This window comes from Natronobeatus ordinarius (assembly GCF_024362485.1).
Taxonomy (GTDB): Archaea; Halobacteriota; Halobacteria; order Halobacteriales; family Natrialbaceae; genus Natronobeatus; species Natronobeatus ordinarius.
On the sequence record NZ_CP101456.1, the window covers coordinates 896486 to 920000 of the forward strand.

Annotated in this window: 27 protein-coding genes; 14 read left to right on the forward strand and 13 right to left on the reverse strand. The window is 66.8% G+C overall.

Annotated elements, in window-relative coordinates; genetic code table 11:
- Positions 1-18: 18 nt before the first annotated feature.
- The gene (locus tag NMQ09_RS04605; RefSeq protein ID WP_255193268.1) at positions 19-618 is read right to left on the reverse strand and encodes a riboflavin synthase; all 600 of its coding nucleotides are present in this window, start codon (positions 616-618) and stop codon (positions 19-21) included.
- A gap of 78 nt (positions 619-696) precedes the next feature.
- Here NMQ09_RS04605 and NMQ09_RS04610 point away from each other — a divergent pair, with 78 nt between their 5' ends.
- The gene (locus tag NMQ09_RS04610; RefSeq protein WP_255193269.1) at positions 697-948 is read left to right on the forward strand and encodes a DUF7533 family protein; all 252 of its coding nucleotides are present in this window, start codon (positions 697-699) and stop codon (positions 946-948) included.
- Between the two features lie 25 nt (positions 949-973).
- On the opposite strand, the gene NMQ09_RS04615 is transcribed toward NMQ09_RS04610, so the two are convergent.
- The 7 genes from NMQ09_RS04615 to NMQ09_RS04640 form a co-directional block, all read right to left on the reverse strand.
- The gene (locus tag NMQ09_RS04615; RefSeq protein WP_255193270.1) at positions 974-2296 is read right to left on the reverse strand and encodes a polysaccharide deacetylase family protein; all 1323 of its coding nucleotides are present in this window, start codon (positions 2294-2296) and stop codon (positions 974-976) included.
- A 303-nt stretch (positions 2297-2599) separates the two neighbouring features.
- Entirely contained in the window at positions 2600-3682 is a 1083-nt protein-coding gene (locus tag NMQ09_RS04620; RefSeq protein WP_255193271.1) for a M24 family metallopeptidase, read from the reverse strand.
- Positions 3679-5580, reverse strand: a complete 1902-nt coding sequence (locus NMQ09_RS04625; protein WP_255193272.1) for a UvrD-helicase domain-containing protein — start codon at positions 5578-5580, stop codon at positions 3679-3681. The genes NMQ09_RS04620 and NMQ09_RS04625 overlap by 4 nt, the downstream gene beginning before the upstream one ends.
- Positions 5581-5663: 83 nt before the next feature.
- Positions 5664-5822 carry a DUF7563 family protein gene (locus NMQ09_RS21155; protein WP_425607257.1) on the reverse strand — a complete coding sequence of 53 codons (159 nt, stop codon included), beginning with the start codon at positions 5820-5822 and terminating at the stop codon, positions 5664-5666.
- A gap of 177 nt (positions 5823-5999) precedes the next feature.
- Positions 6000-6185, reverse strand: a complete 186-nt coding sequence (locus NMQ09_RS04630; RefSeq protein ID WP_255193273.1) for an HVO_0416 family zinc finger protein — start codon at positions 6183-6185, stop codon at positions 6000-6002.
- A gap of 201 nt (positions 6186-6386) precedes the next feature.
- The gene (ubaA, locus tag NMQ09_RS04635; RefSeq protein WP_255193274.1) at positions 6387-7211 is read right to left on the reverse strand and encodes an SAMP-activating enzyme E1; all 825 of its coding nucleotides are present in this window, start codon (positions 7209-7211) and stop codon (positions 6387-6389) included.
- Between the two features lie 179 nt (positions 7212-7390).
- Entirely contained in the window at positions 7391-7570 is a 180-nt protein-coding gene (locus tag NMQ09_RS04640) for a hypothetical protein (protein WP_255193275.1), read from the reverse strand.
- A gap of 88 nt (positions 7571-7658) precedes the next feature.
- Between NMQ09_RS04640 and NMQ09_RS04645 the strand changes: the two genes are divergently transcribed.
- The 5 genes from NMQ09_RS04645 to NMQ09_RS04665 all read left to right on the forward strand — a co-directional run bounded on the left by NMQ09_RS04645 (position 7659) and on the right by NMQ09_RS04665 (position 10277).
- Entirely contained in the window at positions 7659-8129 is a 471-nt protein-coding gene (locus tag NMQ09_RS04645) for a hypothetical protein (protein WP_255193276.1), read from the forward strand.
- Positions 8130-8209: 80 nt separating this feature from the next.
- Positions 8210-8605 carry a 30S ribosomal protein S6e gene (locus tag NMQ09_RS04650; RefSeq protein ID WP_255193277.1) on the forward strand — a complete coding sequence of 132 codons (396 nt, stop codon included), beginning with the start codon at positions 8210-8212 and terminating at the stop codon, positions 8603-8605.
- A gap of 6 nt (positions 8606-8611) precedes the next feature.
- Entirely contained in the window at positions 8612-9049 is a 438-nt protein-coding gene (locus NMQ09_RS04655; protein ID WP_255193278.1) for a DUF7112 family protein, read from the forward strand.
- Positions 9050-9097: 48 nt separating this feature from the next.
- Positions 9098-9526, forward strand: coding sequence for a DUF5807 family protein (locus tag NMQ09_RS04660; RefSeq protein WP_255193279.1), 429 nt, complete (start codon positions 9098-9100; stop codon positions 9524-9526).
- Between the two features lie 55 nt (positions 9527-9581).
- Entirely contained in the window at positions 9582-10277 is a 696-nt protein-coding gene (locus NMQ09_RS04665) for a hypothetical protein (protein WP_255193280.1), read from the forward strand.
- Between the two features lie 829 nt (positions 10278-11106).
- Here NMQ09_RS04665 and ilvD read toward each other — a convergent pair.
- Both ilvD and NMQ09_RS04675 read right to left on the reverse strand, forming a co-directional pair.
- Positions 11107-12825, reverse strand: coding sequence for a dihydroxy-acid dehydratase (gene ilvD, locus NMQ09_RS04670; RefSeq protein ID WP_345781280.1), 1719 nt, complete (start codon positions 12823-12825; stop codon positions 11107-11109).
- 76 nt (positions 12826-12901) lie between these two features.
- Positions 12902-13939 (reverse strand): DNA methyltransferase, encoded by a 1038-nt coding sequence (locus tag NMQ09_RS04675; RefSeq protein ID WP_255193281.1) that lies wholly within the window; start codon positions 13937-13939, stop codon positions 12902-12904.
- Between the two features lie 138 nt (positions 13940-14077).
- On the opposite strand from NMQ09_RS04675, the gene NMQ09_RS04680 reads away from it, so the two are divergent.
- A complete protein-coding gene (locus NMQ09_RS04680; protein WP_255193282.1) occupies positions 14078-14764 on the forward strand; it encodes a PHP domain-containing protein in 687 nt (228 codons plus the stop codon).
- Positions 14761-15861: an asparagine synthase C-terminal domain-containing protein gene (locus tag NMQ09_RS04685; RefSeq protein ID WP_255193283.1), complete on the forward strand. Its 1101-nt coding sequence runs from the start codon at positions 14761-14763 to the stop codon at positions 15859-15861. The genes NMQ09_RS04680 and NMQ09_RS04685 overlap by 4 nt, the downstream gene beginning before the upstream one ends.
- A 33-nt stretch (positions 15862-15894) precedes the next feature.
- On the opposite strand, the gene NMQ09_RS04690 is transcribed toward NMQ09_RS04685, so the two are convergent.
- Positions 15895-16428, reverse strand: a complete 534-nt coding sequence (locus NMQ09_RS04690; RefSeq protein ID WP_255193284.1) for a hypothetical protein — start codon at positions 16426-16428, stop codon at positions 15895-15897.
- A gap of 292 nt (positions 16429-16720) precedes the next feature.
- Between NMQ09_RS04690 and proS the strand changes: the two genes are divergently transcribed.
- Positions 16721-18205 (forward strand): proline--tRNA ligase, encoded by a 1485-nt coding sequence (gene proS, locus NMQ09_RS04695; protein WP_255193285.1) that lies wholly within the window; start codon positions 16721-16723, stop codon positions 18203-18205.
- A gap of 276 nt (positions 18206-18481) precedes the next feature.
- Here the strand turns inward: proS and mptA are convergent, their stop codons facing one another.
- Complete coding sequence (gene mptA, locus NMQ09_RS04700) at positions 18482-19411, reverse strand: GTP cyclohydrolase MptA (protein WP_255193286.1); 930 nt, start codon at positions 19409-19411, stop codon at positions 18482-18484.
- Positions 19412-19908: 497 nt separating this feature from the next.
- Between mptA and NMQ09_RS04705 the strand changes: the two genes are divergently transcribed.
- Both NMQ09_RS04705 and NMQ09_RS04710 read left to right on the forward strand, forming a co-directional pair.
- Entirely contained in the window at positions 19909-20628 is a 720-nt protein-coding gene (locus NMQ09_RS04705) for a DNA-directed RNA polymerase subunit epsilon (protein WP_255193287.1), read from the forward strand.
- 89 nt (positions 20629-20717) lie between these two features.
- Complete coding sequence (locus tag NMQ09_RS04710; RefSeq protein WP_255193288.1) at positions 20718-21344, forward strand: DsbA family oxidoreductase; 627 nt, start codon at positions 20718-20720, stop codon at positions 21342-21344.
- Between the two features lie 5 nt (positions 21345-21349).
- Here NMQ09_RS04710 and NMQ09_RS04715 read toward each other — a convergent pair whose 3' ends face one another.
- Positions 21350-22177 carry an NAD(+)/NADH kinase gene (locus tag NMQ09_RS04715; protein ID WP_255193289.1) on the reverse strand — a complete coding sequence of 276 codons (828 nt, stop codon included), beginning with the start codon at positions 22175-22177 and terminating at the stop codon, positions 21350-21352.
- A gap of 194 nt (positions 22178-22371) precedes the next feature.
- Between NMQ09_RS04715 and NMQ09_RS04720 the strand changes: the two genes are divergently transcribed.
- From NMQ09_RS04720 to NMQ09_RS04730, 3 genes are all read left to right on the forward strand, one after another.
- Positions 22372-22611 carry an amphi-Trp domain-containing protein gene (locus tag NMQ09_RS04720; RefSeq protein ID WP_255193290.1) on the forward strand — a complete coding sequence of 80 codons (240 nt, stop codon included), beginning with the start codon at positions 22372-22374 and terminating at the stop codon, positions 22609-22611.
- Positions 22611-22991: a hypothetical protein gene (locus NMQ09_RS04725; RefSeq protein WP_255193291.1), complete on the forward strand. Its 381-nt coding sequence runs from the start codon at positions 22611-22613 to the stop codon at positions 22989-22991. The genes NMQ09_RS04720 and NMQ09_RS04725 overlap by 1 nt, the downstream gene beginning before the upstream one ends.
- Positions 22992-23074: 83 nt before the next feature.
- Positions 23075-23503, forward strand: a complete 429-nt coding sequence (locus NMQ09_RS04730) for a universal stress protein (protein ID WP_255193292.1) — start codon at positions 23075-23077, stop codon at positions 23501-23503.
- Positions 23504-23515 lie beyond the last annotated feature (12 nt).

A 23515-nucleotide genomic window follows, 5' to 3' on the forward strand; every position in this document is an offset into this window, starting at 1 on the left:
GGTTGTCCCCGAGGTACTTCACTCGACGTAGCCCTCGAGCAACCGTTCGACGTACTTCGCCAGCACGTCGACCTCGAGGTGGACCGGGTCGCCGGGCTCCTTTTCCGAGAGCGTCGTCAGTTCGTACGTCGTCGGGATGATCGCCACGGTCACGCGGTCCTCGGCGAGCGCGGCGACGGTGAGGCTGATTCCGTCGAGCGTGATCGAGCCCTTCTCGACGACGTAGCGATCGTAGCCCTCGGGCAGCCGGAACTCGAAGAACCAGTCCTCGCCCACCGACTCGACCCCCTCGACCGTCGCCACCGCGTCGACGTGGCCCTGGACCACGTGGCCGTCGAACCGGCCGTCGGCGGGCATCGCTCGCTCGAGATTGACCGACTCGCCTTCCTCGAGGTCGCCGAGGTAGGTCTTTGCGACCGTCTCGGCGGCGAGAAAGACCTCGAACCACGCGCCGTCCTCGTACTGCTCGACCGTCAGGCACGCCCCGCTGACGCTGATGCTCTGGCCGTGGGCCAGCCCGTCGGCTACGTCGTCGGCGGCGATCCGAAGCCGGAGCCCCTCGTCCGTCGCCGTCCGCCCGACGATCTCGCCCGTCTCCTCGACGATCCCCGTAAACATACTCGAGGGTGACAGCCGGCGGGCCAAAGCCGTTCCGGGTCGCCGCGCTTTTGAACGTTCCCGTTCTACCCCGGGTCGATGGTCGGACTCTTCGACTCGATCAAACTCGTCGGCGTGCTCATCCTCGCGATCCCTGCCGCGCTCGCTGGCCTCGAGTTCCTGCTCGTCCGGGGCGAGCCGGTCATCGGCGCGGCCCTCCTCGTGCTCGCGACGGCGCTCGTCGTCGGTCAGCACTACCTCTCGTTGCCGACGAGCGTTCGTGGACTGCTTCTGAACGGCGTTCTCGGCTCGGGCTCGGCTGACTCGGAGTCGGAGTCGAGAGACGACTGACGACGGCGTTCGAGCGCGGCCTCGATCAGGGAACGTACTCGTCGGCGATCTCGCCCGGCGTGATCAGCTCGAGCTCGCCCGCGGCGACGAGTTCGGCCAGGTGTGCGGCCGCCGCCTCGAGCGCCTCCGCATCGTCGCCGTCCATCTCGTAGAAGACGATCGTCGTGATGCCGCCGCGTGCGGCCGTCCAGTCGAGTGCGTCGATCAGCTCCTCGGCGCTCAGGTTGCGCTGGCCAACGTCGCCCGAGATGCGCGTGATGGTGTAGGGGTTGCTCGCCCAGCCCTGTGAGCGGAACCGTCCCGCGTAGCCGAGGTCATAGTGTTCCGCGACGAGGTCGTACTGCGCCTGATCGTACCGGCCGCCGGGGAACGCGAAGTACCGGGCGTCGTCGTACCCGTGCTCGTCGAACCACTCGAGCGGCTCGAGGATGTGCATTTCGTTCTCGCCGGGTTCGATTCGGTGGAGCTGCTGGTGTCTCGCGCCGACGGTGCCGAGCGACCAGCCGGCGTCGACGAGTTCGGCCAGCTGATCGAGGGTCAGCCGGCTCCCGTCGGCCTCACCGCTCGGGCGAATCCGATCGGTCGCGACGAACGTCGATCCCGTCAGGTCGTACGACTCGAGGATCGGGAACGCGTGCGTGTAGTCGGTCTCGAATCCGCCCTGGAACTGGAACATCACCCGGCCGGTTTCGACGCGGGGGACGAAGTGGAGGTCGTCGATCCAGACCTCTCCCTCGCCGTCGCCCGTCCAGTGGACGATCTGGATCTCGGTGATCTCGCTCGCGTCCGGCTCGCCGGAGACGGCCGTGTGTCCGAAGTTCTGCCGGAGGAACGGGTGACTCGCGTGGATCAACTGCTGGTACTGGAGGTAGTCGCCGTCCTCGTCGTGGAGCTGGATCACCACGTTCGCGGCGCTGCTGGTCGCGAAGGCCAGCCCGGGGACGACGTCTGTGACGTCGATGGGCTCGGACAGCTCTCGTGAGATCCTGACCTGCTCTTCGGCCTCCGAGGCCGTCAGGCGAGCCGACTGGGACCCCTCGAACGCGCGCTCTCCGTCGGCCTCGAGCGTGCCAACGACCGCTTCCCAGGCGTCCAGCTCCTCGAAGTCGTCGAACGTGCCGACCAGATCGGGCAACTCCTCGGTCGGCTCCTCCTCGTCCTCCGGTTCGTCGTCGGCTTCGGATTCGTCGCCCGAATCGTCGTCGTGGCCGTCAGTCTCGGGGTCGTCGTCGTTCGAGTCGTTGTCTGCAGTGTCGGGAGTGTCGTCACCGTCGCCGCCGACACAACCCGCAATCGAGAGCCCGAGTGCCGTCACCGTCGCGCTCGTCAGATACGTGCGTCGTCTCATATGGCTCGGTCTGCACCGACTCGTCCATCTCGAATTGTTAATTGCGAAGTAGCACTGATCGACCGCCCCTACGGCGAGTTGGCCGTCGGTAATCGGACCGAACGGACCCGCTCGAGGTCGTCGCCGACGGCCGCGTCACCGCCCGAACGCTGTACGATCGGGTTGAACGCCGATAGGGGCGGACAACACTGCTCGAGTCGGGGACGTCCGGCGACACCTCACAGCAGCTGCGCCCGACGGGGACGGTGACTGACGCGAACGGGTCGTGACGCGTTAGCTGGCGCCGTCGATCGGGTTCGACCGCTACTCCACGACCGCCGCTGGCGACAGCGACCGCGAGGGCGAAGCGAGCCACCGCGGCCCGTTCGCCTCGAGCGCGAGGAGGTCGGCGACCCTGACACAGCCAGCGTCGGCGTCGGTCACCGCAGCCTCGAGTCGGACCACGCTCCCCACGGCGATCTCGTCGCCGTGGCCCGGCCACTCTCGGGGCTCGAGCCCAACGCCGTGGACGGCGGCCTCGACGCCCTCGTCGAACCCGAACGATCGGACCTCGGCTTCGAGGTCCGCCTCGACGGCCTCGAGGGGCTGGTCACCTCCCACGAGCATCGCGCGAGCCGAGCGCAGCGCGCTCGTGACGGCGACGTGGGCGCGTCGCTCGGGGCCGCCCTCGCTCTCGACGACGAGCGTTCGGGCGAGACTCCCGTGATAGCCCGTCGGACCGCGAGGAGTGGCCTCGAGAACGATCGGCTCGCCGGCGCGAAGTGGTTCGGCTGCCTCGCGGCGTTCCGATGTGACCCCTTCGTCGACGACGGTGTTCCCCGCCGGGAACGCACCCGCCTCGACGATCGCTCCGTCGACAGTCCGGCGCAGTCGCTCGGGGGTCACCGCCTCGCCCTCGGCTTCGAGCCGGCCGTCGACGACCGTCGCGTCGGCGAGGACCGCAGCGGCCGCCCGGACGCCAGCGCTCGCCGCCGCGCTCGCGCGGTCGATCCGGTCGCGTTCGTCGCTCGTTTTCGTCGCCCGCGCCCGCTCGAGGACGTCGCTCGAGGCGAGGCTGAATCCTGCCTGCTCGAGGTAGAGTGCCGCGTCGTGTGGGACGTCCTGTGGGGTGAGCAGCGGGGTAGCGACGTCCCGTTCGCGGAGCTCGCGAGCGAGGCGGTCGGCGGGGTGGCCGTCGACGCTCGCCTCGTCGACGACGAGCCACGCGTCACCGTCGAAAGCGACCGCGACGGTCGCGTCGTTGGCGATGGCTCGCTCGTGTCCGTCGACCCCGCAGTACGCGACCGACGGCTCTTCCCCGGTCCCGACGTGGACGAACGCGCCGGCGTCCCGGGACTCGAGTTCCGCCCGGATCGCCGCCCGACGGTGTTCGTCCCGTTCGGTCACGGCGCTTCGGCTTCGACTTCGACGTCGATCGGCCGCTGGGCTTCCTCGATCAACGCCTCGAGGTCGGCCTCGGTCGGCTCGTTGTTGAGCAGGACGCCGATGGGCAGGGTCGGGGCGCCGTCGACGAGGTTCTCGAGGATGACGAGTCGCTCGCGGGCACGGGACATGCCGACGTAGAAGACGCGGCGCTCGTTGTCGGTGAGGATCGGGACGGGACTGGTCGTCTTCGTGAACTCCTCACAGCCGGGGACGTTCTCGACTCCGCCGGCCGCACCGGCTTCGTCCGACGTCTCCGACGTCGCTCCCTCGACGGTGGCCGCCATCTGCTCGACGACTTTCTCGGTGAGGTCGGTGGCCATGAAGACGTGGTCGGCCTCGCGACCCTTCGCGGAGTGGATCGTGCCGACGCGGACGCGGTCGGGGTCCATGTGCTCGTAGGTCCCGATCGCGAAGTACGCCCGGATGCTCTTTTTCTGGAAGTTCGTGACCTTCCGGACCATGTCGGCCGCCGAGGCGGGGCCGGGCATGAACGGCGCGTGGTCTTTGATGACCTCCTTCGGGACGGTCAGTTCCTCGAGGTCGTCGACGCCGGCGTCTTCTTTCAGCTCGTCGATAACGTCGAAGAGGTCGTCGCGCTCGTTGGTCCCGAACGCCGACTCCATCAGCATGTCTGCGAGCCGACGGGCCTGTAAACCGTCGACGTCTTCGCCGGCCTCGATGGCCTCGACGGCGCGGACGTACTGGGTGAGTCGGTCGGTCCACATCCGCTGGTCGGTGAGTGCGGTGAAGGGGACGCCTTCGGTGATGAACTCATCGATGAACTGGAACATCTGGTAGCGCGCCCGGAACAGCAACATGATGGTGCCGTCGCCCTCGACGAGCGTTCGTCGGACCATCCGGACGAGGTCGAGCATCGACTTGTTCTGGTAGGCCTCGACCGAGCCACCTTCCTTTCGCGGATTGAGGTCTTTCTCCTGGCGCTTGTCGATGTGACGGATCTCCCGATTGACCGCGTGGAGCACGTTCGAGGGGAGTCGGTAGGAGTTTGGCAGGATGACGTCCTCGTCGACCGCCTCGTCGAGCAGGAGGGCGGGATCGGCACCCTGCCAGGAGTAGACGACCTGGTCGTCGTCGCCCGCGATCAGAACTCGCTTTACGTGTGGTTTCCACTCCTGATAGACGTCGTACTGTAACGTCGTGATGTCCTGAAATTCGTCGATCACCAGGTAGTCGACGTTCGGGACGAGCGAGCGCTGTTTGACCCGCTCGAGCATGTCCGCGAAACCGATCTTCCCCTCTCGGCCCTTGTAGGATCGCCAGGCACGGATCGCCTCGGGGACGTCGATACGGTCGTCGTCGCTCGGCCAGGTGGGAGTGTACTTGTTGCCTTCCTGGGCGTTCGGATCGATTTCCGGGGGCAAGCGAACCTCCTCGACGTCCCACTGGAAGGGAACGTCGTACCAGTCGGCGACCTCCCGGCGGGTGCGCTGGAGCCACTGGCTCGTCGCGATGACCTTGTTTCCGATGGTCGTCGATCGCGCCGTGCGCCGGCCGGCCCCGCTGTATTCGTCTTCGTACTCGATGCCGTACTCGTCACAGAACGCCTCTTTGTCCTTCTCGCCGATGACGTCGCCCCGGGAGAGGTCGAGTAAGTCGTAGGCCTTCGCGTGCATCGTGCAGACGTTCCCCTGCAGCGCTCGCGGACTCTCGTCGAGTCGCTCGGCCAGTCGTTCCCGAACCTCCTGGGCGGCCGCTCGAGTGTACGAAACGACGAGAATGTCCCGAAAGGTTACGTCGTCTTCGTCGAGTATCTCCTCAACGTGGTCGAGTAGCGCCGTCGTTTTACCGCTTCCCGGCCCACCGAACAGCCGAGTCACCTGCGTCTCCGAGGTAGCCATTGTACACAGTCAAGCGCGCAATACCTATAAGTCACGTGGGTTTCATTCGACGAGAACTCCACTGATTCGGCGGTGTGACCGGATCAGTTGTTTCGCGGCGATCGCGCCGTCCGTACCTCGGCACCGTCGCGAATCAGGTCTTCACACTCGGGGCAGACGCGAGGATTGTCGACTCCTGGAGGGGTGAACACGCGAGCGTAGGCAACCGTCACGAAGGAGCCGCAGTTTTGACATTCCGGCATAGTCTCTCTCCACTTGACCAGTGAGAAATAGTCCACTATAATTGTATCGACCGTTCGAGTATAAAAATACCCGGGGGCGGGGAAAAGTGAATTACCCGAAATAATCAGATGGAACGACGATATGAGCGAGACGATCGCTCGAGGCCGTCGACGCTCGACTACTCTCGCCGCGAGGCGCTACTCTCGCGGATCCCACCCACAGACGGTACAGGACGTAGCGGATGGATCGTGAAGTCCACCACACTCCGGACACTGTTTCTTGTTATAGTCTCGCTCCCACCCTACTCGTTCGACTGTGTGGCCGCGATCCGCCAGGAATTGGTCGAACACCTCGTCGCCGGCACCATTGGGTGAGGATGCCATAGGTGTGCTATGGCAAACCAGGGTAATAAATCGATCGGGTGTGGCAATAAGTACCATGACTTCGACTGGCGGTGTGCCGTGGTCCGGAACGCGATCGCTCGAGCACCGGTGGTCGACGACTGATAACGATGGTTGTCGTCTCTTGTCGGTGATCGCCCCACCGGGACGGCGATCACCGGAAAATAGTTACAACCGTCATTATCAGTCCGCGGCGATCGAACAGACACCCTCGTACTCGACGTCGTGAATCGATTCGATCGCCGGGTCGCCACCACAGACTGGACACGTGGGGTTGGGCTTGATCTCGACAGTGTCGAACGTCATGTCCATCGCGTCGTACATCAGCAAGCGGCCCTCGAGCAGCTCGCCGTTCCCGAGGAAGTACTTGACGGCCTCGGTCGCCTGGATACAGCCGACGGTGCCAGGGAGGACGCCGAGGACGCCGGTCGTTGCACAGTCGGGAACCGTTCCGGGCTCGGGTGCTTCGGGGAAGATGCATCGATAACAGGGACCGTCGCCGTCGTTCGTGAACGTCGTCACCTGCCCCTCGAACCGGTAGATCGCGCCGTGACAGAGCGGGACGTTCTCGAGGACGCAGTGGTCGTTGAGCAGGTAGCGGGTGGCGAAGTTGTCGCTGGCGTCGAGGACGAGGTCGTAGCCGTCGACGAGCGCCCTGACGTTCTCCGGCGTGAGCCGCGTCTCGTACGGTTCGACGTCGACGTCGGGGTTCAGCCCGCGGACGAAGTCGGCGGCACTCTCGGCTTTCGGCTTGCCCACGTCCTCGTCGCGGTGGACGATCTGGCGTTGTAAGTTCGACCGTTCGACGACGTCGTCGTCGACGATCCCCAGTCGGCCGACGCCAGCGGCGGCGAGGTACTGGATGGCCGGCGAACCCAGTCCGCCCGCTCCGACGACCAGCACGCTCCCGTCGAGCAGCCGTTTCTGTCCCTCTGGACCCACCTCGTCCATGATGACGTGTCTCGAGTACCGGTCGAGCTGGGTCGCGTCCAGGCGAAGGTCGCTCATAGGACGACCTTGGCGCGAGAAGGGAAAAAGTGGATGGGTCATAACGACAGTTGGAACCGGTTACCGGTGATCACCGTCCCGGTGGGGCGATCACCGACAAGAGACGACAACCATCGTTATGACGTGCAGCCCGCGGGCACAAACGTCAATCGCTCGCCACCGATCGTCAATCGGCTGGCTCAACTCGAGTCGTCGGGGTCGTAAAAGAGGTAGCCCGCGACGCCCGCCAGACCGAACGCGAGCGTCAGCAACGGCCACCGTCCGAGCTCACGGCCGGTCACGTAGCCGTGGACGGTCACGCAGGCTGTGAACCCGACGTGGGCAGCGACCGTCGCCACGAGAAACGTCACCAGCTCCATCACTCGAGTCGAGTGCCGACGCGCTCATAGCGATTTCGAACTACGGTGGGGAAAAAGTACTCGAGGCTCGCTTCCCGACTGTGACGTAGTGAACCGACGGACGTTCCTCGCATCGCTGCCGACTATCGCCTTCGCGGGATGTGCTGCGCGACTCGGCCTCGTCGACCGCGTCGTGGTCGTCGAGAAGTACGTCGAAACGGTCGACCGGGACGACCTCGAACGCGAGCACGAACTCGCCAGGAGACGCTACCGGGCCGACGACGAGGAGCCGACCTACGAGGGGGCGATCCACGCGTTACTCGCGGACGACGTCGACGAGACGACCCCACTCGTGCTCTCTGCGTCGACGGGCGACGAACTCGAGCGCGAGTTCCTCGAGGTCCGCTACGGGGTCGTGGCGTGTGAGTCACCCGACGACGACCGCCGGGGTTGTCGAGACCTGCGGCTCTTTCTCGACGACTTCAACGAGGTCGAAGTCGGTGACGTCGTCGACCTCCGGGTGAGCGACGACGGAGCGGGGCTCGTCTCCGTCCACCAGCGCCGCGACGAGCGAGGGTAATCGGCACGAACGGAGCCGTCCGACCGGTACACGACGGGTCGATCGACGTATTTTTGACCGCAGGCCGTTTTCCGTCGGTCATGGCAAGTTTCACTGTCGTCGTCGGCGACCCCGAGTCGGGGGCGTCGTACCAGCTCGAAGCGGACGGACAGGACGCAAACCGGTTCCTCGGCAAGTCCATCGGCGACGAGGTCGACGGAAGCGCCGTCTCCCTCGACGGCTACACGCTCGAGATCACGGGTGGCTCGGACGAGGCGGGTCGCCCGCTGAACGAGAGCGTCGCCGGTCCGGACTTAGACGAAGTGCTGATGAAAGAGCGCCAGACGGGCTACAAGCCCCAGCGCGACGGCGAGCGCCGACGCATCACGGTTCGCGGCCGCGAGCTCTCCGACGCGGTCGCCCAGGTGAACGCCACCGTCACCGAACGTGGCAACGCCTCGATCGCGGACCTGCTCGGCGAGGGCGACGACGAGTAACCCTCGATGGCTGACCGCATCTCGAGCGATCACCCGTCGGTCGACACCGTGCGGGCGACGCTCGCGGAGACGGCGACCGGCGTTCGACTCGAGATCCCAGCCGACGAGCGTGAGGCGTTCCCGATCGACGAAGTCGTTCGGATCGTTCTCGGCGGCGACGAGCGATTCGCCCGAATCGAGCGAGCGCTCACGGGCGACGACCTGACGGTCTCCGGCGTCTACGACTCGCCGACGTTCGCTCGCGACCCGCGGGAGGGAACGGACCGCCTCGCCAAGTGGGTCACAGATAACGACGTCAGGACGGGCGGCTCCGTCCTCGTCGACGTCGTCGAACCGGCGTTTCTCTACGGGCTTCGCGCCCCCGGCGAAACCGCGGTCTACGAGGCCCGAGAGCCACCGAAAGACAGCCTCGCCTCGATCGCCGAGGAGCTCGAGGACGGCTGATCGGTCGCTGTCGCGTCCTTTTTCCCCTTCCGGAGAGAAGCCCGGGCCATGAGTGACGCACGCGAGGAGTTTCTCGCCGGCGAGCGACCCGAGGACGTCGCCCTCTTTCTCGCCGACTCGTTCGTCGAGGACGACCGACTCGAGCGCTTTGGCGACCGGGTCGACGGCGGCTACCTGCTCGTCGTCGACGGCGAGCGCGGCCGCAACGCGTTCCAGGCGGCGACGGGCGTCGGCGCGATGGAGTTCGCCGGCGCAGCGATGGGACTCGAGGGGATCGTCGACGGCGATCTGACGGGTGGGACCTGTCCCAACGAACTCGAGGGCGGAGACCACGAGGTCCAGTTCGTCTTCGCGTTCGCCGAGGAACAGAACGAGGAGGTTGGCGGCATCTACGCCGAGGGGGACGTGATCCACGCCTACGCGCAGTGTCGGTGCGGGACGGCGTACTCGGATCGGTGGACCGTCGTCGACGAGTGACGGCGCTGTCGCCAAGCCGCAGGCTTTTCCCCCTGTCACGCGAATTGGAAGGAATATGAGTTCGTTCGAGACGCCACACGAGACTCGACGCGGTGTCCTCCTCTCGGGTCGTGAGTGGCGCGTCGTCGGCGGTGCCAGTGCGTTGATGGCGATCAACGTGGTCCTGATGTACCTCCTCGCCGTGTCGCCACTCGCGGTGATCAACGAGTTTCTCTTCGCGGTTCCGATCGTCGGCGTGCTCGTCTACGGGGCGGCGATCGTCGCCGGCGAGTGGGTCGCCGAACGCGGCGTGGAGGGTGGGGACTTCGGCGTCGCGTTTGTCGGCCTGGTGATCTTACAGCTCGCGTTTGGCATCTTCGGTGCGGGGGTGCTCGCGTTCGTTCCCCCGGACGTCCGTGTGACCGCCTTGGGGCTGACGGCGATCGTCGTTGCGGTACTGACGGGACTGATCGCAACCTACGTCTACGCGCGCTCACAGACGTTCGAGCACTGGGGACGGTACGCCAATTTCTCGTTCATCGGCGGCGTCGTGGCGATCCTGATCGGGACGTTCGTCTCGCCCGTCCTGCTCGTCGGCTTCCTCCTGATCTTCCTCGGCTTCCTCCTCCGACTGGGCTGGGAGATCTGGCGCGTGCGCGACCACCGGACCGGGTCGGTCGCGCTCCAGACGATCGGCGTCTACATCGCCGTCGCCGGCGTCTTCGTCCACGTGTTGCAACTCGTGCTCCGGTACCTCGCCTCGCGCGAGTGATCGCGTTAGTACGTCTCGACCGAAACGTCCTCGAGTCGCTCGAAGTCCGTGACGTTTCTCGTCAGCTACCCACGACTAACGTCGTGGGCTTGCGCGTGGCCTCCCACTCTGGCCGTCAGACGACGGCAGGAGAGCGGAGCTACCGTTCGTGGTCATCGGCCCGCGCTTCGGGGCTGGCTGACGGACAGCCCAACCCACGGGGAACGGATACCGCTCGGCGGTATCCGCAACCGCGTTCGGCTCGTTGGCCCCGTGGTACAGTCTGGTCGCCCACCACGGTATCTCGCAAAAGCACCGATACTGCGTCTCGCCGTGGACAGTTCCACTCTGAGCCACGCGCCCGGCCACGGCAAGGCCGGGCGCTCGCTCCACGAAGCGGTTTTCTCGCGGGTCACACGCCGGCCACCGCGAGTGCCTTTGTGGGGGGAGCGTCCCGTGGACAGGGCGCGTCATGTGGCTATCGGATGTACGGGCGGAACGACGAAAAACGTTGAGGAGGCAGCCTGCCGACATCGTTCAGTTGGCTCCCACCAGGTCGGCTTCCTCCCACGGCTGAAGCCGTGGGCTTCCGCCTCGAAATCATTTCATGTGAGAACCGGTTCGTCGACCACGTCGGCCGTCGCTCCAATGATCGCGTCGCTGTCCCCAACTGGACGTCCGTCCGCAGATAGTTCTTGACAGCTGTCAGTGAGGTTCTATTACCAGTTTGACCTGTACTGACCAAAACTGGTACTGGCCAATTCGATAGTTTGCACAACGAGTGCACGAGAACCGTTCTATAGTGTTCTTCAACAGACGTACGGGGTGTTGATGCGCGTCCCGAAGGCGTTCAGTCCCGCTTCACGGCGGGGTTCGTCACCGCGCCGTTGGCCGCCGAGTCGAACGCCTCCCCGTACTTCGCGAGCACGCCACTGTCGTAGTTCGGCTCAGGGTCGAAGCCTTCGAGTCGTTCTTCGAGCTCCTCCTCGCTGAGGTCGACCGACAGCTCGAGGTCGTCGATGTCGATGGTTACGGTGTCGCCGTCCGCTAAGGCGGCGATCGGGCCGCCGACGTAGGCCTCGGGTGCGACGTGGCCGATGGAAAAGCCTCGCGTCGCCCCGGAGAACCGACCGTCCGTAAAGAGCGCGACGTCCTCGGCGTGGCCCTGGCCGGCGACGGCGCTCGTGACGCCGAGCATCTCGCGCATGCCGGGGCCGCCCCGTGGCCCTTCGTTGCGGATACAGAGCACGTCACCCTCTTCGACGTGCCCTTCCTGGACGTAGGCCATGGCGTTCTCTTCGTTCTCGAACACCCGGACCGGCCCCTCGTGGTGGAGGTGGTCCTCGCCGGTGATCTTGATGACAGCGCCGTCGGGCGCGAGGTTGCCCGTCAGGATGCGGATGGCGCCGCGCTCGTGGATCGGGTCGGCCACGGTGTGGAGGAAGTCGGCGTCGAGCTCGGCGACCTGCGGCGGGTCGACCCGCTCGAGTGCCTCGGCCATCGTCTCGCCTGTCACCGTGAGCGCGTCGCCGTGGAGGAGGTCCGCCTCGAGCAGTTCACGGAGAACGACCGGCACGCCGCCGATCTCGTGGAGGTCGTTCATCACCTTCTGTCCGCCGGGCTGGAGATCGGCGATCTTCGGCGTCCGCCGACTGATCTCGTTGAAGTCCTCGACCTCGAGATCGATGCCCGCCTCGGCGGCCAGTGCGAGCAGGTGGAGGACGGCGTTGGTCGAGCCGCCGACGGCGACCTGCAGGGCGATGGCGTTCTCGAACGACTCACGGGAGAGGAAGTCCGAAGGTCGGCGGCCGGCCTCGACGGCCTCGACGGCGAGTTCGCCGCTCTCGCGGGCGACGTCGTACCGACTGTCGTCCTCGGCGGGCGGGGAGGCCGACCCCAGCGGCGCGAAGCCGAGCGCCTCGGAGATCGACGACATCGTGTTCGCGGTGAACATCCCGCCACAGGAGCCCGCCCCGGGGCAGGCGTGGCGCTCGAGTTCGTCGAGTTCCTCCGGGGCCATCTCCCCGTCGGCGACGGCACCGACGCCCTCGAAGACGTTCTGGATGGTGACGTCTCGACCGTCGTGTTCGCCGGGCATGATCGAGCCGCCGTAGAGGAACACCGAGGGGAGGTCCGTCCGGATGGCGGCCATCATCATTCCGGGCATGTTCTTGTCACAGCCGCCGACGGTCACGAGCCCGTCGATGCGCTCGCCGAAGGCGACGAGTTCGACGGAGTCGGTGATCACCTCCCGGGAAATCAGCGACGCCTTCATCCCCTCCGTCCCCATCGAGATCGCGTCGGAGATCGTGATCGTCCCGAACTCGATCGGCATGCCGCCGGCCGTCTCGACGCCCTCGATCGCCGAGGCGGCCACGTCGTCTAAGTGGACGTTACACGGCGTGATGTCCGCCGCCGGGTTCGCCACGCCGATCATCGGCGAGGACAGGTCCTCGTCGTCGAAACCCATCGCCCGAAACATCGCGCGGTGCGGGGCGCGTTCTGCCCCCTGGGTCACCTCGCGGCTCGGGAGGTCGTCTTTGCCGTAGTCGAATGGTTCGTCGCTCATGATGGAGTGTTCACTCGAGTCGAACCCACTCACCCGAAGGGGTCAAAGGTTGCGGTCGACACGGGAATAGCCGGTTTCAGTCCATCCGGAAGACCAGCACGTTCTGATGGACCATCGACGGCACGAACGAGAACGGATAGCCGTAGACGTGAAGGTCCTTCAGGGGATCGTACCAGATCAGGTTCGCCTTGAGCGTCACCGGCGCGGCCCCTTCGATCGCCCGCGCGAGGTCCGCCGAGAGGAACTCGTAGCGCTGCTCGCGGTACATGTCCCCGATGAAGACGACGACGTATCCCTCCGGCGTCACCGTCCGGGTGAATCGCTCGAACTTCTCGGCCATGTCCGCGAGCCACTCGTCTTTCGTCGCCATCGGTTCGTCGTCGAATCCGTCCGTACCCGAGTCGTCTCCCTCGTCTCCGTCGAACGCCCCCAGCTTGCTCTTTCGCGTTGCGCGCTCGTTTCGCGTCTGCTCGAGTTCGTCCATGTGCCAGTACGGGACGTCCGTCAGCAGGAGGTCGACCGAGTCGTCGGGGAGCTCCTCGACGAGGTCGGCGCAGTCGCCGTGACGAACGTCCTGTTCGGCGAGCGGCGGCTCTCCGCGAGCCCGGCGCTCGGCGTTCTCGCGCTCGAGGACGTCCTCGTAGAGCTCGATCCACCGCCGGTTCCGCTCGAAGCCGGTCGCCTCGCGCAGGCCGGTCCCCTCGTGTTCGCAGAAACTGGCCCCCAGCAAGGTGCCGCCGACGCCGGCGAACGGGTCGAGGACGGTGTCGCCGGCCTTGCTGAACCGGCCGATCAGCTCCGCGCAGAGTCGTGGGGGTTTCTGCCCACCGTGTTCACTGCGCAGGTCGTGCTGGACGTCCGGCGGGTACCGCTGTGCGATGACGGACTTCGTCGCGTACTTCCACTCCTTGCCCGTGAGGTCGTTGACCCGGTTGCGCTCGTCGTAGATCCCCCGGCCCTCGAGGTAGGTCTGGTGGGCTTCGAGCTCGTCGACGTCGACCACCTCGCCGTCGTCGATCGGGAGCGAGTCGGCTCGAGCGCGCTCGGCGTCGAACCCGCCGTCGTCGGTCGTGAACAGGCGACTCTGTCGGTGGCGCTCCCCGTCGTCGGCCATGGTCGGTGTGCTCGTTCCGGCGGCATAAGCGCTCGCCATCGCCCTTCGGCCCGTCGCCACACCCCGTCTGCCCGCGGAACGCCAGCAGGTGCAACCCGTATCGAGGTGTTTTTCAGTCGTTCGAACCAATATCGGTCCGTGCTGTCGGTCGAACTCCACGTCCACTCGGCGCTCTCCTACGACGGTCGGGACCCCGTCGAACTCATTCTGGAACAGGCCCGGGCCGTCGGCCTCGACGCGGTCGCGGTGACCGACCACGACGAGATCGACGCGAGCCTCGAGGCCGTCGACCTCGCGCCGGAGTACGGCCTGGTCGCCATCCCGGGCATCGAGATTTCGAGCAAGGCGGGCCACGTCCTCGGACTCGGCGTCGAGGAGGCCGTCCCACCCGGCTTGCCCTTCGAGGAGACCCTCGAGCGGATCCGCGAGCAGGGTGGTCTCGCCGTCGTTCCACACCCGTTCCAGGAGTCGCGCCACGGCGTGATGGCGCGGATCACGCGCGAACAACTCGGGATGGCCGACGCGATCGAGGTGTACAACTCGCGGCTGCTCACCGGCCGGGCGAACCGCCAGGCCGAACGGTTCGCTCGCTCGCGCGGGCTCCCGATGACGGCCGGGAGCGACGCCCACATCAGCGAGATGGTCGGCCAGGCGGTGACCCGCGTCGGGGCCGACGAGCCCGACGTCGACGCGATCCTCGAGGCGATTCGTGCGGGCCGGACGTCGGTCGAGGGGAAGCGAACCCCCTGGCACATCAGCTTCCGGCAGGCCGCCGGCGGAGCGAAACGCCGGGTGAAGAGCCGCGTCTCGGAGCTGCTCGAATGATCCGCGGAACCGACGCCGCAACGGTCCGCGACGCCCTCGAGCGCGCCGAGTCGCTCCCCGGCACGTTCGGGTTCGCCGGCGAACTCGACGGACGCCTCGTCCGGGACGTCCTGGGACGCGTTCCGCTGTTCGTCGAGCGCGAGGGTGTCGATGGCTCGGTTCTCGGACGCGACTCCTGGGCGTTCTCGCCGACCGACCTCGCCGACCCCGTCCCGTTTCCCGCGGGCGCGGTCGCCGACGGGGTCGAGCGAACGCAGGTGTGGGAGCTGCCAGAGCCGCCCGTGGAAGCCGACCACGACCGGGCGCTCGAGCGGGTCGATCGGGCGATTGGCCGGGCAGCCGAGGCCGTCGACGCGACGGACGTCGCAGTCGCCTTCTCCGGCGGTGTCGACTCGGCACTCGTCGCCGAACTGCTCGACGCCCCGCTCTACGTCGCCGGCTTTCCCGGCAGTCACGACGTCGCGGCCGCCCGGACGGCCGCCGAGGCGATGGGGCGAGAGCTCGAGGTCGTCACGCTCGAGCCGGCCGACCTCGAGCGCGCCGTCCCGACCGTCGCGCGGGCCATCGGGCGGACGAACGCGATGGACGTCCAGATCGCGCTGCCGCTGTACCTGGTCGCCGAGCGAGTCGCCGCCGAGGGGTTCGACGCGCTCGCGGTCGGCCAGGGGGCGGACGAACTCTTCGGCGGCTACGAGAAGGTCGCCCGGCTGGACCACCGGGTCGACGCCGACACCGTCCGCGGGGCGGTTCGCGAGCAGATCCACACGCTCCCGGATCAGCTCCCGCGGGACGTCCTGGCGCTCGAGGCCGCTGGCGTCGAGCCCGTCGCGCCGCTGTTGCACGACGACGTCGTCGACGCGGCGCTTCGGCTGCCGACGGCGCTGCTGGTCGACGGCGAGATCCGCAAGCGCGGGCTGCGAATCGTGGCGGGCGAGTATCTGCCCGATTCGGTCGCGACCCGAGAGAAGAAGGCCGTCCAGTACGGCAGCCTCGTCGCCCGTGAACTCGACCGACTGGCCCGGCAGGCGGGCTACAAACGCCGGATGGACGACCACGTCACGAAGTACGTCGAAGCGCTGCTCGAGGACGGCGTGTAAAGGGAACCGCGGTGGGTGCGGGGACCGGATCGCTCACGGTGCCGGGTACACTTCGACGATCGTCCCGTCCCAGTCGTAGCCGCCCGGTCCGGAGACGACGACGTAGATGGGGAACGTGACGTACTGCTGGACCGGGTAGGTCTGGTAGCCGACGTCGACCTGTCCGGTCGATCGGCCGGGGACGCGAACCGCGGCCTGGTCCGTCAGCTGCGGGTCGTGGCCGACGACGAGCCAGACAGTCGCCTGCCGCGACATATTGTTGCCGTTCCAGACGGTGCAAAACGCCTCGAGGCGGTGCCCACCGCGGACGGTCCAGGCGTCGTCGGACGTCATGTCGACCCGGATCGACCACCCGGTGTGTCGATGCGTGACCGCTTGCTGGTGAACGCCCGTGGGGACGTCCGCCGGCACGACGGCGGCGACGTCTGCAGGCAGCTCGTCCGGCACCTCGTCCTCGTCGGGCTGTCCCGCGACCGTGGTCGCAGCCCCGACGGTCAGGGAACCCCCCACGAGTGCGCCGGCGGCCTGTACCACCGTTCGTCGCGTCGGTTGGTCGTGGTCGGTCATGGCTCTACTGGCGTCGCTGGGTCGAGATCCGCCGATCTCAGCGCGGTTTGCCGCTCGCATCGCCGCCCACTCGACCCAGTTAATTGCTAACACACTACACTATATCGCTCTTTCACTCCTCGGGATTCCGAAGACTCCGCGAATCAACCCTTCTCGGACGACCGCCCTCACAACCGCACGTCGGAGCGTTGACCCACGGGGCCTGCGACGGGTCGGCACTCGACGGTCGGACCGTGCGAACCGACGCCCCACCTTCGCATGGTTTAAGGCCGCCGTGACTGTCGTTCGAGGTATGAGCGACCAGAGTCAGGAACTCGGCATCACCGAGTCCAAATCGCACCGACCCGGCGAGTGGTACGCCGAGGTCGTCCAGAAGGCTGGCCTCGCCGACTACGCACCCATGGGCGGCTTCATCGTCACGAAACCCCGCGGCTACGCGCTGTGGGAGTCCATCCAGGACGCCCTCGACGGCTGGTTCAAGGAGACCGGGGTCGACAACGTCTACTTCCCGATGTTCATCCCCGAGTCCTACCTCGAGCGCGAGAAGGACATCGTCGAGGGCTTCGACCCCGAGGTCGCCTGGGTGACCCAGGGCGGCCACGAGGAACTCGAGGAGCGCCTCGCCGTCCGGCCGACGAGCGAGTCGATCATCGCGCCGTACATGGCCCAGTGGGTCCGCAGCCACCGTGACCTCCCCCTGCGGCTCAACCAGTGGTGTTCGGTCGTCCGCTGGGAGGCGACGGACACGAAGCCCTTTTTCCGCACGAAGGAGTTCATGTGGCAGGAGGGGCACACCGCCCACGCGACGAACGAAGGCGCCTGGGAGGAGGTCTGGACCCGGCTCTACCAGTACGAACGCGTCTACGAGGAGGTGCTCGCGATTCCCGTCCTCCGCGGGAAGAAGCCAGAACACGACAAGTTCCCCGGCGCGGACACCACGACGACGGTCGAGGCGCTGATGCCCGACGGCAAGTCGGTCCAGGGTGGGACCAGCCACCACCTCGGGCAAAGTTTCGCCGAGGCGTTCGACATCACCTTCGTCGACGAGGACGAGAAAGAGCAGACGGCCTACACCACCTCCTGGGGGCTCTCCTGGCGCGCGATCGGGGCGCTCATCATGACTCACTCCGACGACCAGGGACTCGTCTTACCCCCCACGATCGCCCCCACCCAGGTCGCGATCGTCCCCATCTGGCAAGAGGAGACCAGAGACGACGTGCTCGAGTACGCCGCCGGCGTCGCCGAGGAACTCGAGGAAGCGAACGTTCGCGTCGAACTCGACGACCGCGACGAGCGCAACCCCGGCTTCAAGTTCAACGAACACGAGCTCAACGGCGTTCCCCTTCGGATCGAGATCGGCCCCAACGAGGCGGCCGACGAAGAGGTCACGCTGGTTCACCGTCCGGACAACGAGAAGGTCGTCGCAGAGCGCGACGACGTCGCCGAAACCGTCGAGGCGCACCTCGAGACGATCTACGACAAGCTGTACGCGGCCGCGGAGGAGCGACTCGAGGAGAACGTTCGGACGGCCGACAGCCCAGAGGAGATCATGGGGACGATCGGTCGCCACGGCGGCTACGTGAAGGTGCCGTGGTGTGGCGACGAAGCCTGCGAAGAGGCGATCAAGGAGAAAGTTGCCGCGGAGATCGTCATGCAACCGCTGGCCGACGAGGGCGGATCGACACCCGGCGAGACAAAGCGACCCGACGAAGACGCGGTGTGTGCAGTCTGTGGCGAACCGGCCGACCAGATCGCGTACTTCGCGAAGTCCTACTGACCAACTCCCCTGCCGATTTCGTACGCGTTAGGATCGACAGTGCCGAACTGAGCTCGTCGCTCGACGTGCGTTCGACGATCGAACCACCTAATCGTTTAGCCCCTCAGAACTTGATGCTTCGGTGCTTACCGATGATCGTGGTGTCCCGAGGTCGGACGTGCCCAGTCCGGCGCAGTGACACTACGTGCCTCTGACTTTCCCGACGCTGACTCGAGCAGGCAATCCTGTCGACTCACACGCCCCGCGTCAGCAGACGGTGTGGAACCGGTCGATCGATCAGTTACCGTTGACTTCCTCACGCAGCGTCCCCATCTCGACGATGCGTTCGGCGTGGGCGTTGTGCTGGTGGATCGACTCGTCGTTCGACTGGCTCATCGTGATCACCGCGTCATCCGGGAGGTGGTCGAACTGCTCGAGGACGCCCTCGGCCATCGAACGCACGCAGTCCTCGACGAACTTCGCGTCCGAATGCGCCTCGAACGTCATGTGATCTTCGTCCGGCCGCTTCGCGAGGTTGTAGGTCCGCGCGCTCATCGCATCGCGGGCGACGTCGATGACGTCGTTCAGGTCGACCTCCGGGTCGCCCGCGGCCTCGATCGTCAGGGTGGCGTGGCCGCGCTGGGAGTGACCCGGCTGGGGGATCTCGTTCAGGAATTCGGTGATCTTCGCCTCCGCAATCTCGAGATCTTCGAGTTTCTGCTTCGCCCGGGCGGCGGACATCCCCTGCGAACAGGGACAGACGGTCATCCCGACGACGTGGGCACCGATCTCCTCGCGGGTGCCCTCCTCGGTTGCCGTCGCCGAAGCGACGATGTCGACGGTGTGCTGGGTCTCGCGGTCGGTCGCGGGCGTTTGCTCGCGGCGCATGAACTCCGCCTGCATCGAGACCTCCGCGCGTGAGGTGTAGTCGTGTTTCTCGAGCAGCCGTTCGGCGGCGTCGCCGCAGACGTCCTCGACGCGGTCGACCTCCTCGCGGGTCGCGGCCTCGAGCGTCTCGTCGATGACCTCCATGTTGCGGCTCATGTCCGCGCCCTTGCGCCAGGAGGGCAGATCGACGAACACCTCGAACTCGGCCATCAGGATGAGGGGACGTTTGCCGTCGCGAGCGATCTTCACGAGCTTCGTGACGTCGGTGACGCCGACCTGGCTCAACCCGACGGTGACCTCGGGTGCCGTCGCCTGCACGTCCGGCAACTGGTGACTCATTGACGGCTAGTCGGGGCAGCAGGCGATTAGGGCTTTCGGAAGGTACACTCCCGGCCGGCGCTCGACGCCCGTCGGTCCGCCATTTACGTACCTCTCGTCACAAGGTGGTGATACAGAGGGGTTCTCGAGGCACTATTGCCGGCGAGCCGCGGCGTTGAGCTGCATCCAGTGTCGACGCGGCGCGGCCATCGCGGCGTCCTTTAAGTACTTCTCGTCACAAGGTAGAGATACAGACGGGAATTCTCGGCTTTCTCTCGACTGGTCGACGACCGACGAGCGACGTCGACGGATCCCTGGAGCACGTTCACCCAACGCGTCTATCGGCGTTCGTCCAACTCGATCGGCCTTTAAGTACTTCTGGTCACAAGGTAGAGATATAGACGGGAATTCTCTCGCGTTTTCGAGCCTCGAGGAGCGCCGCGTTCGCCTTTCCGTGCTGCCACGACACGCTTCGGGGTGATGCCTTTATCCGTCTCCCTGTGTGACCTCCACCTTGTATGAGTGGCTACGGCGCCCCGACCGGGACCGGCCTCGAGCATCCCGACGAGGAGCGGCGGCTCGAGACGCGTCCGGGTTCCGGGTCGCTTTCGCGGATGGAGGCCCGGCGCGACGCGACGGTCAGACGCTGGGGCGTCGTCACCCCGAGTGCGACGGTCATCGGGCGGGCGGAGTCGCCCGGGGACGAGCTGTCCGAGAGTATCCGTCGACTCCACGACGAACAGCACCCGGCGATGGCCGGCCACAGCACGCGGGCCCACCACCTCGATCGCCTGCGGACGACCCAGGCGCTGTGTAACGCCCTCGAGTTGACGCCGTGGCAGCGCGACCTCGCCCTCGGGATCATGGACGAGATCGATCTGACGGCCTTCGGCAGCCAGCGGTCGATCCCGAAAGTCGCGCTGGTAGTCATCCGCCACGTCGTCGACCTCGACCGACGGCGGTACTTCGGACTCGACGACGTCGACGTGAGCGCGCTCAGTCCCAAGCGAATGGACGAGCTGTTTGCCCGGTACCGGGCCCACGACGTCACCGACGAGCCCACGTTCGAACGGCTCGCCGCCCAGCACGGCCTCGACGTGACGAGCCTCAACCGGCTGCGCCGGGTGCTCCAGGAACAACTCGAGGACGACGCGCTCCCGGCGTTCGGGCGCACCCCCCACCGCGACCCGAACCTGCCCAATCTCATCGATCGGGGGGACGCCGCGAACGAAGAGTGATCGACTCGAGCCCTCGATACCGTTTCGAGACCCCTCTCACCGGTCGCCCAGGACGGTCGACTTTTCCCGCGAGCCGCCGTAGCCGAGCCATGGCCACCGACACCGACGACCGGATCGTCTGCTACGCAGACTACGTCTGTCCGTTCTGCTATCTCGGGCGGACCTCGCTCGAGCGCTATCGCGAGGAACGCGAGGAGCCCCTCGCGGTCGAGTGGCACCCGTTCGACCTTCGGGCGGGCAAGCGAAACGCCGACGGCTCGATCGACCACGACGCCGACGACGGGAAAGACGAGGCGTACTACGAGCAAGCGAAGCGGAACGTCCGCCGCCTGCAGGAGGAGTACGACGTCGAGATGGGCCAGGAACTGGCGATCGAGGTCGATTCGCTTCCCGCCCAGCTCACCTCGTTCTTCGTCGCGCGTGAACACCCCGGAGTGTGGCCGGCGTTCGACGCGGCGATCTACGAGGCGCTGTGGGTCGACGGTCGAGATATCGGCGACCCCGACGTACTCGTCGACCTCGCCGGCGAGGTCGGGATTCCAGAAGCCGAGATTCGAGACGCCCTCGAGGACGAGGAGCTCCGCGACCGGCTCGAGGAACGGTTCGACGACGCGAGACGGGCGGGGGTTACGGGCGTCCCGGCGTTCGTCTTCGAGGGACAGGTCGCCCGTGGAGCCGTTCCGCCGGAGCACCTGCGGCGGCTCGTCGACGGATAGAACGACTACTCGAGTTTCTCGAGCGCGTCGAAGAAGTTCGTCCGCGGGCCGGCGATCGTCAGGGGATCGTCGGCGACGGTCACCGTGACGGTTTCGGGGGGCTCGAGCGGGCGTCTGTTGCGCCCGTCGCTGATCGCCCACGCCCGTTCCGTGCCGGAGACGTGGAGGGTAACCTCACTGTCGGCGTCGACGACCAGCGGCGGCATCGACTCAGTCGCACACATCTGCGTGATCACGAGGGCGTCGACCGACTGGAGGAGCGGCCCGCCCTCGCTCAGGTTGTACGCCGTCGAACCGGTCGGTGTCGCGACCAGGACGCCGTCGGCGTGCCCACTGGTGTACGGCTCGCCGTCGACGCGGACCTCGATCTCGGCGCCGCCACCACGACCCCGTCGCGGTCCGTGGACGACGACCTCGTTGAGCGCGGGCTCGAGGTGCCAGCCCTCACCGCTCGCGCGCAGGCGGGAGACGCGGGTTCCGTCGACGCGTCCCTCGGTTCGCAGGGTGGCGACGAGTTCCGACACCGCCTCGACGGCCGCTTCGGGCGGGACGGCGTTGAGGAAGCCGACCTCGCCGAGGTTGACCCCGACGAGCGGCGCGCCGGCGGCCTCGCGCGCGACGAAGAGGAACGTGCCGTCGCCGCCGATGCTCACGACGAGGTCACACGACCCCATCGCGGAGACCGGCGCACTCGGGGCGTCGATCGCGGTGCCCGTCTCGTCGTCGACCGTGACGGTCACGTCGTCGGCTGCGAGCGTCTCGCGGAGGGTCGCTGCGAGTGCCTGCGCCCGCTCGTTGTCGCGCTGAGCGACGAGTCCTACGTCCACGTCCATCGTCGCTCGATAGCGCTTCTGAGAGCAAAAAGCCCCGTGTCGCGATTGAAGCGGCCGGCGTAGATCGAGGGCGAGACGGCCAGAACGCGAACCGAAGCGAAACGTCGTCTTTCGGCACCCGAAACGCGAGTAAGACGTTGTTAGCGACCTGTTCGCTGTCCATACTTTTCCGCCAGACGACCTTCCGTGGAGGCATGGCCGATCGGACGCAATCGACACGGACGATGGAGCGTTCGGAGCTGGCGACGTACCTGGCGAGTCTCGCCGAGGAGTTCGACCGCGGCGGCGAGGAGATCGAGGTCGCCGTCGGGAACAAGACGGTGACGCTCAGTCCGCCGGAGACCGTCGAGTGCGACGTCGAAATCGTCGAGCGCTCGTCGGTCCTCCGGGGCAACCGGGAGACGGTCGAGATCGAACTCAGCTGGAAACCCTGATGGTCCTCGCCGACGCCGTCGCGATCTTCGTCGTGAGTCTGGTCGTCGGCACCGCTGCCATCCTCGTCGGTGTACGGCTACTCGTCGACAGCGACGCGGGCGTCCCGAACGCCCTGTTCACCGCGCTCGTCGGAGCGGCCGTCTGGGCGGCCTCGAGCTACGCCAGGACGATGGCGGCCGACGCCGTCGACTGGAGCCCGATGCTCGGCGCCGTTTTGATGCTCGTCCTCTGGATCGGCGTCGTCAACTGGCGCTATCCGGGTGGGTGGGGAACGGCGGCCGCGATCGGCGGCGTCGCCTGGATCGTCGCCGTCTCCGTCGTGTACGGGCTGTCGCTCGCCGGCGTCGTGACCCCCGACGCGCTGCTTCCCGGCGGCTGACCGCGCCCGAACCGGAGCCGTTCCCACCGGCCGAGAACCGATCGCGAAGTACTTTTCCGCCGCCGCTCGAGTGTTCCGTATAGATGTACGAGACGATCCTCTTTCCGACCGACGGGAGCGACCACGCGAGTACGGTGGCCGAACACGCGATCGACGCCGCGAAGACGCGCGGCGCGACGCTGCACGTCCTCTCGGTGGTCGACGACCGCGCGTTCCTGGTGCTCGACGACGAACGCGTCGAGCAGGTCCGGAGCGAACTCGAGGAGAACGCGCTCGAGGCGATCGACGAGGCCGTCACCGTCGCGGAAGGCCACGGCGTCGAAACGGTCACCGGCGTCGACGTCGGCAGCCCCGCCGAGTGCATCGTCGACTACGTCGAGGCGAACGACGTCGACCTCGTCGTGATGGGGACGAGCGGCGCCGATTACGAACGCAACGTCGTCGGCAGCGTCTCCCAGCGGGTCGTCCAGACGTCGCCCGTGCCGGTCCTGACCGTCGGCCTCGACGCGTAACCGAGGAGCGTC

Excerpts from the sequence above, each read along its gene's own strand:
- NMQ09_RS04605 (WP_255193268.1), bottom strand. The coding sequence starts at position 618 with ATGTTTACGGGGATCGTCGAGGAGACGGGCGAGATCGTCGGGCGGACG.
- NMQ09_RS04610 (WP_255193269.1), top strand. The coding sequence starts at position 697 with ATGGTCGGACTCTTCGACTCGATCAAACTCGTCGGCGTGCTCATCCTC.
- NMQ09_RS04615 (WP_255193270.1), bottom strand. The coding sequence starts at position 2,296 with ATGAGACGACGCACGTATCTGACGAGCGCGACGGTGACGGCACTCGGG.
- NMQ09_RS04625 (WP_255193272.1), bottom strand. The coding sequence starts at position 5,580 with ATGGCTACCTCGGAGACGCAGGTGACTCGGCTGTTCGGTGGGCCGGGA.
- NMQ09_RS21155 (WP_425607257.1), bottom strand. The coding sequence starts at position 5,822 with ATGCCGGAATGTCAAAACTGCGGCTCCTTCGTGACGGTTGCCTACGCT.
- NMQ09_RS04630 (WP_255193273.1), bottom strand. The coding sequence starts at position 6,185 with ATGGCATCCTCACCCAATGGTGCCGGCGACGAGGTGTTCGACCAATTC.
- ubaA (WP_255193274.1), bottom strand. The coding sequence starts at position 7,211 with ATGAGCGACCTTCGCCTGGACGCGACCCAGCTCGACCGGTACTCGAGA.
- NMQ09_RS04640 (WP_255193275.1), bottom strand. The coding sequence starts at position 7,570 with ATGGAGCTGGTGACGTTTCTCGTGGCGACGGTCGCTGCCCACGTCGGG.
- NMQ09_RS04650 (WP_255193277.1), top strand. The coding sequence starts at position 8,210 with ATGGCAAGTTTCACTGTCGTCGTCGGCGACCCCGAGTCGGGGGCGTCG.
- NMQ09_RS04655 (WP_255193278.1), top strand. The coding sequence starts at position 8,612 with ATGGCTGACCGCATCTCGAGCGATCACCCGTCGGTCGACACCGTGCGG.
- NMQ09_RS04660 (WP_255193279.1), top strand. The coding sequence starts at position 9,098 with ATGAGTGACGCACGCGAGGAGTTTCTCGCCGGCGAGCGACCCGAGGAC.
- NMQ09_RS04665 (WP_255193280.1), top strand. The coding sequence starts at position 9,582 with ATGAGTTCGTTCGAGACGCCACACGAGACTCGACGCGGTGTCCTCCTC.
- ilvD (WP_345781280.1), bottom strand. The coding sequence starts at position 12,825 with ATGAGCGACGAACCATTCGACTACGGCAAAGACGACCTCCCGAGCCGC.
- NMQ09_RS04675 (WP_255193281.1), bottom strand. The coding sequence starts at position 13,939 with ATGGCCGACGACGGGGAGCGCCACCGACAGAGTCGCCTGTTCACGACC.
- NMQ09_RS04685 (WP_255193283.1), top strand. The coding sequence starts at position 14,761 with ATGATCCGCGGAACCGACGCCGCAACGGTCCGCGACGCCCTCGAGCGC.
- NMQ09_RS04690 (WP_255193284.1), bottom strand. The coding sequence starts at position 16,428 with ATGACCGACCACGACCAACCGACGCGACGAACGGTGGTACAGGCCGCC.
- proS (WP_255193285.1), top strand. The coding sequence starts at position 16,721 with ATGAGCGACCAGAGTCAGGAACTCGGCATCACCGAGTCCAAATCGCAC.
- mptA (WP_255193286.1), bottom strand. The coding sequence starts at position 19,411 with ATGAGTCACCAGTTGCCGGACGTGCAGGCGACGGCACCCGAGGTCACC.
- NMQ09_RS04705 (WP_255193287.1), top strand. The coding sequence starts at position 19,909 with ATGAGTGGCTACGGCGCCCCGACCGGGACCGGCCTCGAGCATCCCGAC.
- NMQ09_RS04710 (WP_255193288.1), top strand. The coding sequence starts at position 20,718 with ATGGCCACCGACACCGACGACCGGATCGTCTGCTACGCAGACTACGTC.
- NMQ09_RS04715 (WP_255193289.1), bottom strand. The coding sequence starts at position 22,177 with ATGGACGTGGACGTAGGACTCGTCGCTCAGCGCGACAACGAGCGGGCG.
- NMQ09_RS04720 (WP_255193290.1), top strand. The coding sequence starts at position 22,372 with ATGGCCGATCGGACGCAATCGACACGGACGATGGAGCGTTCGGAGCTG.
- NMQ09_RS04725 (WP_255193291.1), top strand. The coding sequence starts at position 22,611 with ATGGTCCTCGCCGACGCCGTCGCGATCTTCGTCGTGAGTCTGGTCGTC.
- NMQ09_RS04730 (WP_255193292.1), top strand. The coding sequence starts at position 23,075 with ATGTACGAGACGATCCTCTTTCCGACCGACGGGAGCGACCACGCGAGT.